A 5,800-nucleotide genomic window follows, 5' to 3' on the forward strand; every position below is an offset into this window, starting at 1 on the left:
AGGATGTAGCTTCCCGGACGAGCTTCGGACTTGGTCCGGAGAAAACAGAGAATCAGGGGCCAAACAGAGAAAGAAAGGCGGGAGGATGGGGAGAATCGATGGTGCGGAGAGGTGCTTTGGAAAGATGTGAAACGGGCGCAAACCCTTTAGAAACAAGGGGAAAAAGAAAACCCGTCACCCCGGAGAATGACCCCAGAGAGACGGGTTTGTCTTTTCTAAATGGTGGAGGCGGCGGGAGTCGAACCCGCGTCCGAAAACATTCCACACAGATATCTACATGCTTGTCCTGATCTCTAAGTATCGCCTCTGGCAGTCTCCATCAGGCAGGGTACTTCAAAGGCTATCCTGCTAAAAGTTCGCCTTTTCTGTAGCAGGCATTCAGATTAGGCTATCCCACTAGTCGACGTTCTATCCAGGTTCGCGGGAGAAACCCGGTAGAACGGTAGCACTAAGCTGCTACGGCGTAGTTATAATCGTCTGCGATTATGTTTATTTCCCACCAGATTTACGAGATGGTAGGAACTCGGCATGCAATCGGTGCTTCTTTATCCCCGTCGAAGCCGTTTCGCCCCCAATTTGTTAAAGAACAGTCTTATCTGTATATTAAAGCTCGGACCTGCCAATGTCAAGCAACGCCGAAAATATAAAACACCCCTGAAACCCTTTTCAATCAAGGGCTCAGGGGTGTTGGGGAGCGGTTGATGAAGTCGTAAAATTCAGCTTCAAGGCGGATTCGTAAGAAATCCGAGATCAAGGCTTGCGAGTCCCGAGGAACGAGGTGTATATGCGATACTCCGCAGTTGACGAGGGATGAAACGTAACGCAGATATCGGCTTTCTTATGAATCCGTCACTTATTCGCCTAAATAGGCTTTGCGTATCTCCGGGTTGTCAAGCAGCTTTTTGGCATCATCTTCCAGGGTGATGTTGCCGGTTTCCAGCACGTAGCCCCGGGAAGCGGCCTGCAGGGCCAGGTTGGCGTTCTGCTCCACCAGCAAAATGGTGGTGCCTTCCTTTTTGTTGATATCCTTGATGATGTCGAAAATCTGCTGGACGATCAGCGGAGCCAGGCCCAGCGAGGGCTCGTCCAGCAACAGCACCTTGGGCCGGCCCATCAGCGCCCGGGCGATGGCCAGCATCTGCTGCTCGCCGCCGGACAGGGTGCCGCCGTGCTGTCGATGGCGGTCTTTAAGGATGGGAAACAGCTTGTAGACATGCTGCCGGTCGGCTTCGATGTCTGTCTTGTCCTTGCGGAAGAATGCGCCCAGGGTCAGGTTTTCGTCCACGGTCAGGCGCGGGAATATGCGCCGGCCTTCCGGTACCTGGCACAGACCGGATTCAGGCAGGGTCTCCGCCGCTTTGCCGTGAATGGGGGTGCCGTTGTACCAGATTTCTCCTTCGTCAATGGGAACCACGCAGCAGGTGGTCATCAGTGTGGTGGATTTGCCGGCACCATTGGCGCCGATGATGGCCACGATCTCGCCCGGATAGACCTTGAGGGAGATCCCCTTGAGGGCCTTGATGCTGCCGTAGCTGGAATAGACGTCCTTCAGCTCGAGAATCGGTTGATCAGCCATCTATCCCTCCTTTTCTTCGCCCCGGGTGCCCATGCGCTTGGCCGGGATCAGGCCGGCAGGCCTAAACAGCATCATCACCACCATGGACATACCGAAAACCAGCATGCGGTAGGTTTCAAATTCGCGGAAGACTTCCGGCAGCACGATCAGGGCGGCCGCCCCCAAAATAATCCCGGGGATCGAGCCCATGCCGCCCAAAACCACCATGCTCAGCACCATGGCCGATTCGAGGAAGGTGAAGCTTTCTGGGCTGACAAAGCGCATGCGGGCGCAGAAGAAGGCACCGGCCAGACCGGCGAACAGCGCGCCCATGGCGTAGGCCAGCAGCTTGAGTTTAAAGGTGTTGACGCCCATTAGCTCGGCGGCGGTTTCATCTTCACGGATGGACTCCCAGGCCCTGCCGATTCTGGAAAAGTTCAGGTGCCTGACCGAAATCACGGTGATGATGGCCAGCAACAGGGCCACGTAATACAGATAGTGCAGCTTCTTCAGGTAGAGCAATTCCAGGCTGAACCCACCTTCGAAGCTGGGAATGTAGACGCTGGGCGCGTCGATGCCCAGAATCCCGTTGGGCCCGTTGGTCAGCGTCATCCAGTTGTTGAGCAGGATGCGCACAATCTCCCCGAAGCCCAGGGTCACGATGGCCAGGTAGTCGCCGCGCATGCGCAAGGTGGGATACCCGATAAAGCACCCGGCAAGAAGCGCCAGGGTCGCTGCAACGGGCAGGCAGATCCAGAAGGACATGCCGAAATGGATGTTCAACAGGGCATAGGTGTAGGCGCCGACGCCGTAAAAGGCGATGTAGCCTAAATCCAGCATGCCGGCCAGCCCCACGACCACATTCAGCCCCAGTCCCAGACAGACGTAGATCAGGACATTGGTGGCCACGTCCTGGGCGTATCTGCCGGTAAAGAAGGGAAAGCAGAAGGCCAACGCCAGCAGGGCGACGATCCAGACCCAGGTGGGCACCTTGCCCGATGCCTGCCCGACGGTGTCCCGCAGACCGGCAAGCGGCCGGCTGACGGCGTCCAGGCTGCCGCTTTTGTTCATCAGGTAGAGCAGCAGGCAGACCGTCGTGCCGATGGCGATGTAGAGCCAGACAGTGAAGGTCCGATCGAAGGAGAGGGTGCCGTCCGGGTGAATGCCCAGCAGGGGCCACAGCAGTCCCAGCAGCCACAGCAGGCCGATGGTGTAAGGTTTCCAGACTTTCTTAAACTCTTGTATCATCGATATTCTCGCCCATGATTCCAGTCGGTTTGAAGTAGAGCACGGAGATCAGGATAATGAAAGCAAACACGTCCTTGTACTGGCCGGAGATGTATCCCGCACCGAAGATTTCCACCATTCCGATGATCAACCCGCCCAGCATGGCCCCGGTGATGTTGCCGATCCCGCCCAGCACGGCGGCGGCAAAGGCCTTGATGCCGGGCAGAAAGCCCATGTCGTAGCGCACCGAGCCATAATAGAGCCCCACCATGATGCCGGCGGCGGCGGCCAACCCGGCGCCGATACCGAAGGTCAGGGAGATGATCCGGTTGCTGCTGATGGACACCAGGCTGCTCATGATCTTGTCCTGGGCCGTGGCGCGCATGGCCATGCCGATCTTGGTTCTGAACACCAGGATGTTGAGCCCGAACAGCAGGAAGATGGTCATGCCCACGATCATCATCTGCAGGTAGCCGATCCGGATCATGCCGAAATTGATGCCACCCTGGAACAGCTCGCTGGGATAGGCCTTGTCATAGACCCCCTGGGTCAACATCAGTCCGTTGGACAGGAAAATGGACATGCCCAGGGCGGAGAGCAGGGCGGCCAGTCTTGACTGGCGGCGCAAGGGCTTGTAGGCTACTTTTTCGACCCCTATGGCCAGAAAGGCGCAGTACCCCATGGTCAGGGCAAAAGAGGCCGCCAGGCAGAGTATCGGGTGGGTCTCCATGTATCCCAGTCCGGTAAAAAAACTGAGCAGAATGACACCCACATACCCCCCGGCGGCAAAGAATTCACCGTGGGCGAAGTTGATCAGCTGGATGACGCCGTAGACCATGGTGTAGCCCAACGCGATCAGGGCGTAGAGGCCGCCCAGGGTGATGCCGTTGATCAATTGCTGAATAAAAAATTCCATAGAAATCGCTTTTCAGATTGAGGCTTGCAGTCAACGCGATGGGGGTGACCGTCCTGCCGCCGTGGCAGGACGGTCACGTCACTCGACCGAATTATTGGAGCAGCCCCTTTTCAGGCGCCCAATAGGGAACAAACTGACCGTTCTCGACCTTGTAGGCGATGTAGGACGATCCGGAATCGCCGTTTTCCCTGAACTTGATGCGTTTGGCCACGCCGTCGAAGTCCATTTTCATGATTTCGGCCTTGATCTTGGCTGGATCGGTGGAGCCGGCGGTCTTGATGGCCTGGAGCAGCACGGTGGCCGCATCGTAGGCATAGGTGGCATAGGCGGCGATGGGGCCGTACTTGGGTACATAGATCTTCTCGAAGGCCTTGTACTCGGGGGTCGTGGTATCGGTGAACCCGTAGGTCAGGTAAACACCTTCAGCCGCCTCCTTGGCCACTTCCATGAACTTAGGCTGGAACATGGCGTCCTGGGTTACAATCTGAGACTTCAGGCCCAAGCGTTTAGCTTGCAGTGCCATCAGGGCGCCCGGAGAGTAGCCCTGCAGAGACATGTAGAAAACGTCGGCATTGGCCTGTTTGGCCTTGGTCAGCACGGCGGCGAAGTCCTTGTCGCCCTGGTTGACGTGGTCGTGTTCGACCACTTCCATGCCCAGCGCCTTGGCGGCCTTGCTCACGCCGTCGGCCAGCCCCTGGGAGTAGGTGGTTTTGTCGTCGACGATAAAGATGGTTTTGGCTTTCAGCTGCTCTTTCAGGAATTTGGCGGCAGCCGGTGCCTGATCATCGTCACGGCCGCACAGGCGGAACATGTAGGGCAGGCCGCGGTCGGTGACGGCTTCGTTGGTGGAGGCCGGGGTCAGCATGGGGATGTCTTCTTCGGCCAGCACCTCTGAAGAGGGGATGGTGGACGAGGAGCAGTAGGCGCCGACGACACCGACCACTTCGAGGTTGATCAACTTGTTGGCGGCAGCCACGGCCTGCTTGGGATCGCAAGCGGTGTCCTGGGGGAACAGTTCGATCTTGTCATAACCGGGAACCCCGCCGGCTTCCTCGAACACCTGGATGGCGGTCAATACGCCGTTTTTAATGTCCGTTCCGTCTGAGGCGTAAGGGCCGGTCAGTGGGCTCATGGAGCCGATTTTCAATGTTTTAGCAGTCGCCGTTCCCATGATAAAGGGGACGACCATCAGGCCAAATACCAGTGCGACGAACAGTTTTTTTCTCATTTGACGCTCCTCCTGTAATTAATGATTATTTACTCGCTGGCTGACCCAGGTAAGCCTCGATCACCTGGGGGCTGGACTGGATCTCTTCCGGCGTCCCTTCGGCAATCTTGACCCCGTGGTCAACACACACAATCCGGTGACACACACCCATGACCACTTTCATATCGTGCTCCACCAGGAGCACGTCGATCCCGAGTTCGCAGATCCGGGAGATATCCTTCATCAGGGCCGAACTTTCCGACGGGTTCATGCCGGCGGCCGGTTCGTCCAGCAGGATCACCTTGGGCTGGGAGGCCAGTGCGCGCGCGATTTCGAGGCGCCGCTGCAGGCCGTAAGGCAGGTTGGAGGCCACCGTGTCCGCATACTTGTCCACGCCCATGAATTTGAGCGCTTCCAGCGCCTTGCCGCGGATCTGGCGCTCTTCCCTTCGCTGTGACATGGTGCGGAAGATGGCCCCCACCACGCCCTTTTTGGAGCGGCAGTGCCGGGCCACCATGGCATTTTCAACCGCGGTCATGGCCGAAAAAAGGCGGATGTTCTGAAAGGTCCGGGCCACGCCCTTAGCGAAAATTTCATGGGGGCGTTTACCCAAAATGCTTTTTCCCTCGAAGCGCACATTGCCGCTGCTGGCCTTGTAGACGCCGGTGAGCACATTGAACACCGTGGTCTTGCCGGCGCCGTTGGGACCGATCAGGCCCAGCAGTTCGCCCGGTGCCAGCTGGAAAGAGATGCCGTCGTTGGCTCGCAGACCGCCAAAATCTTTGACCAGGTTTTTGACTTCCAGTAACGCCATCAGGTTCGTTTCCTTCGACGTATCCGTTCCACGATACCCCACACCCCTCGCGGCTCCTTGGCCGAAATGACCATGATGATG

The 5,800-nt window shown here is 57.6% G+C and carries 5 protein-coding genes and 1 other RNA gene; all 6 read right to left on the minus strand.

The genetic code is table 11. The features are described 5' to 3' along the window. Positions 1-220 precede the first annotated feature (220 nt). Positions 221-573: a transfer-messenger RNA gene (gene ssrA / locus ABYV26_RS18960) on the minus strand. 280 nt (positions 574-853) lie between these two features. Continuing rightward, positions 854-1,561, minus strand: coding sequence for an ABC transporter ATP-binding protein (locus tag ABYV26_RS18965; protein ID WP_372682928.1), 708 nt, complete (start codon positions 1,559-1,561; stop codon positions 854-856). 15 nt (positions 1,562-1,576) lie between these two features. Beyond that, a complete protein-coding gene (gene livM / locus ABYV26_RS18970) occupies positions 1,577-2,803 on the minus strand; it encodes a high-affinity branched-chain amino acid ABC transporter permease LivM (RefSeq protein WP_372682924.1) in 1,227 nt (408 codons plus the stop codon). After that, a complete protein-coding gene (locus ABYV26_RS18975; protein ID WP_372682925.1) occupies positions 2,787-3,698 on the minus strand; it encodes a branched-chain amino acid ABC transporter permease in 912 nt (303 codons plus the stop codon). The genes livM and ABYV26_RS18975 overlap by 17 nt, the downstream gene beginning before the upstream one ends. A 91-nt stretch (positions 3,699-3,789) precedes the next feature. Further along, positions 3,790-4,926, minus strand: coding sequence for a branched-chain amino acid ABC transporter substrate-binding protein (locus ABYV26_RS18980; RefSeq protein ID WP_372682926.1), 1,137 nt, complete (start codon positions 4,924-4,926; stop codon positions 3,790-3,792). A 25-nt stretch (positions 4,927-4,951) separates the two neighbouring features. Beyond that, on the minus strand, positions 4,952-5,800 hold an 849-nt coding region (locus ABYV26_RS18985; protein WP_372682927.1), incomplete at its 5' end, for an ABC transporter ATP-binding protein.

This window comes from Desulfosarcina sp. (assembly GCF_041551955.1).
Taxonomy (GTDB): domain Bacteria; phylum Desulfobacterota; class Desulfobacteria; order Desulfobacterales; family Desulfosarcinaceae; genus Desulfosarcina.

Bases quoted from the DNA above. Each gene is read 5' to 3' on its own strand.
- livM (WP_372682924.1), bottom strand. From the start codon at position 2,803: ATGATACAAGAGTTTAAGAAAGTCTGGAAACCTTACACCATCGGCCTG.
- ABYV26_RS18975 (WP_372682925.1), bottom strand. From the start codon at position 3,698: ATGGAATTTTTTATTCAGCAATTGATCAACGGCATCACCCTGGGCGGC.
- ABYV26_RS18980 (WP_372682926.1), bottom strand. From the start codon at position 4,926: ATGAGAAAAAAACTGTTCGTCGCACTGGTATTTGGCCTGATGGTCGTC.